3 protein-coding genes are annotated in these 2,675 nt (G+C 72.6%); all 3 read left to right on the forward strand.

Features of this window, described 5'->3' with window-relative positions; genetic code table 11:
- The coding region (locus D7W79_RS41070) for a shikimate kinase (RefSeq protein WP_120530626.1) at positions 1-387 on the forward strand (387 nt) is incomplete at its 5' end.
- Positions 387-1,634, forward strand: a complete 1,248-nt coding sequence (locus tag D7W79_RS41075) for a shikimate dehydrogenase (protein ID WP_439099277.1) — start codon at positions 387-389, stop codon at positions 1,632-1,634. The genes D7W79_RS41070 and D7W79_RS41075, both read left to right, overlap by 1 nt.
- Positions 1,631-2,650 (forward strand): chorismate synthase, encoded by a 1,020-nt coding sequence (gene aroC, locus D7W79_RS41080; protein WP_120530628.1) that lies wholly within the window; start codon positions 1,631-1,633, stop codon positions 2,648-2,650. The genes D7W79_RS41075 and aroC overlap by 4 nt, the downstream gene beginning before the upstream one ends.
- Positions 2,651-2,675 lie beyond the last annotated feature (25 nt).

The following is a 2,675-nucleotide window of genomic DNA, read 5'->3' on the forward strand; positions in this document are numbered from 1 at the left end:
GGCCTAGACCTGGACGCGGAGCTGGAGCGCCGTCACGGGCGCCCGCTCCGCTCCTGGGTCGCGGAGTCCCCCACCACCTTCCGCGCCGCCGAGCGCGAGACTCTGGGCCTGCTGCCCGCGGGCAGCGTGGTGGCGGTGGGTGGCGGCTTCCTGTCGCATCATCCGGATGCGCTCGCGGGACACTTCACGCTCGTCGTTCCCGTCACCTTCGACACGTACCGCGAGCGGCTGATGGCGGACACCACGCGTCCCCGGCTGCGCACGGACGTGTCGCTGGAGGAGGAGTTGCACTCGCTGTTCCATGAACGCGAGGCGCTGCACGCCCGCGTCCCCACCATCGCCCTGGCGGACTTCCTCCGGGGCTGTCTGGTCCAGGAGTCCGAGTGATGGCCACCCGGCGCATCATCACCCTGCCCCCCACCCTCACCGGCGCGGACGCCGTGGCCTTCGCGCAAGACGGCCTTCAGCGCGGCGCGGACGTCATCGAGGTGAGGACCGACCTGCACGCGCCCGGCGACATCGATCCGGACGCGCTCGCCCGCGTAATGCCGCTGCTCGTCTCCGAGCGGGGCAAGCCGCTGCCCGCCCCCTGGATCCAGGCCGCGTGGCGCGTGGACCGGGACGTGGAGCGCGCGCAGGACATGGACGCGCCGCCGGGGAAGCTGCTCGCGTCGCACCACGCGGAAGGACCGCTGACGACGGCGGAGGCGCTCAAGCGCTGGTCCCGCCCTCTTCCGCCGGACGCGCTGGTGAAGCACGTGGAGCCCATGGATGGGCCCGCGCACCTGGACGTGCTGCTGGAGACGCAGGCCCGGCTGTCCCAGCGCTTCGGCGCCGAGCGCGTCACCGTGCTGGGCATGGGGCCTGTCGCCATCCCGGCGCGCGCGGTGCTCTCGCGCAGGAACGGCCTGGAGTACGTGGCCATGGGCGGCCCGTGGACGGCCGCGCCGGGACAGCGGCTGCTGGACGACGTGGTGCGCGAGCACCGCAAGGCGAAGGATCCGCACGCACTCCGGCTGGGCATCCTGGGCACGTCCATCGCGCACTCGCGCTCGCCGCGGATCCACCGCCAGCCGTTCGACCGCATCGACCTGGCGGAGGCCGCGCCGGTGGAGGCGGTGGTGGACGCGATGCTGCCGCACTACGCGGGCTTCGCGGTGACGAGCCCGTTCAAGATGCGGCTCGCGAAACATACGGGCTCGTCGCTGGAGGCCATCAACACGCTGGTGCGCCGGGGCTCGCGGTGGGAGTCCTTCAACACCGACACGGAGGGCGCGCGCGCGGTGCTGGAGCGCCTGGGCGCGAAGGACGTGGCGGTGCTGGGCGATGGCGGCTCCACGCAGGCATTGCGGCTGGTGGCCGCTGAACAGGGACTTGCCCTGCGGGTCGTGCGGCGTGCGGAGATTCAAACGCCCCTGACAGGCGATTGGGTCTGGACGTGGCCAGACCGGGTGGCTCCGCCCGAAAACCTGCGATTCCAAGGGGCACGCGTGGCGGTGATCGCATACGGTGCGCCCGGCCGGCGCGTCGCCGCGGAGATCGTTCGCCGCGGGGGCACCCCTCTCCTGCTCGGTGCGGCGTGGTTCGTCGCCCAGGCCCGGCGGCAGCGACAACTCTGGGAAACGGCGACATGAATACCTTTGGCACCCTCTTCCGGCTGACGACCTTCGGCGAAAGCCACGGCCCGGCGCTGGGCTCCGTCATCGACGGCTGCCCCGCGGGCGTCCCGCTCACGCGGGACATGCTCCAGGCCGCGCTGGACCGCCGGCGTCCCGGGCAGTCCGCCCTGGTCACGGCGCGCAACGAGCCGGATACCGTCGAAATCCTGTCCGGTGTCTTCGAGGACAAGACGCTGGGCACGCCCATCGCGGCCATCGTGCGCAACACGAACCAGCGCTCGCAGGACTACAACCAGCTGGCCACCGTGGACCGGCCCGGCCACGCGGACGCCGTATGGCGTGAACGCTACAAGCACCGCGACCACCGGGGCGGCGGCCGTACCAGCGGACGTGAGACGCTCTGCCGCGTCATCGGCGGCACCATCGCGGAGGCGTACCTCGCGCGCGACCTGCCCTCGCTGAGCACCGTCGCCTACGTCTCCCAGGTGGGTGAGTTGGTCGCCTCCGTGCCGCCGCCGGGCCTCACCCGCGCGATGGTGGACGCGCACGCCACCCGCTGCCCGGACGCGGCCGTGCGCGACGAGATGTCCCGCCGCATCCTGGCCGCGAAGGAGGCCGGGGACAGCCTGGGCGGCGCCATCGACGTGCGCGTGGAGGGCCTGCCCGTGGGCCTGGGCGAGCCCATCTTCGGCAAGCTGAAGGCGCTCATCGCGCAGGCGCTGGGCAGCATCGGCGCCGTCACCGGTGTCGTGTGGGGCCCGCCGGATCTGCTCCAGCGCATCGGCCAGCCCGGCACGCAGTTCCACGCCGTGAAGGACGCGTACGGCGGCATCCAGGGTGGCCTCGCCAACGGTGAGCCCATGCAGGTGCGCGCCTTCTTCAAGCCCCCCGCGACGCTCGCGGATCACGCCAAGGGCGGCCGTCACGACCCGTGCATCATGCCCCGCGCCGTGCCGGTGCTGGAGGCCATGGTGTCGCTCGTCATCGCCGACCTCGTCCAGCAACTCAACGCCCGCCCCCACTCCGCATGAGCCCGCTTCCTCCCGGTTCCTACCG

Source organism: Corallococcus exercitus (assembly GCF_003611585.1).
GTDB classification, from domain to species: Bacteria; Myxococcota; Myxococcia; order Myxococcales; family Myxococcaceae; genus Corallococcus; species Corallococcus exercitus.

What these genes read in the sequence shown, in the direction of transcription:
- D7W79_RS41075 (WP_439099277.1), top strand. Translation starts at nt 387, where the DNA reads ATGGCCACCCGGCGCATCATCACCCTGCCCCCCACCCTCACCGGCGCG.
- aroC (WP_120530628.1), top strand. Translation starts at nt 1,631, where the DNA reads ATGAATACCTTTGGCACCCTCTTCCGGCTGACGACCTTCGGCGAAAGC.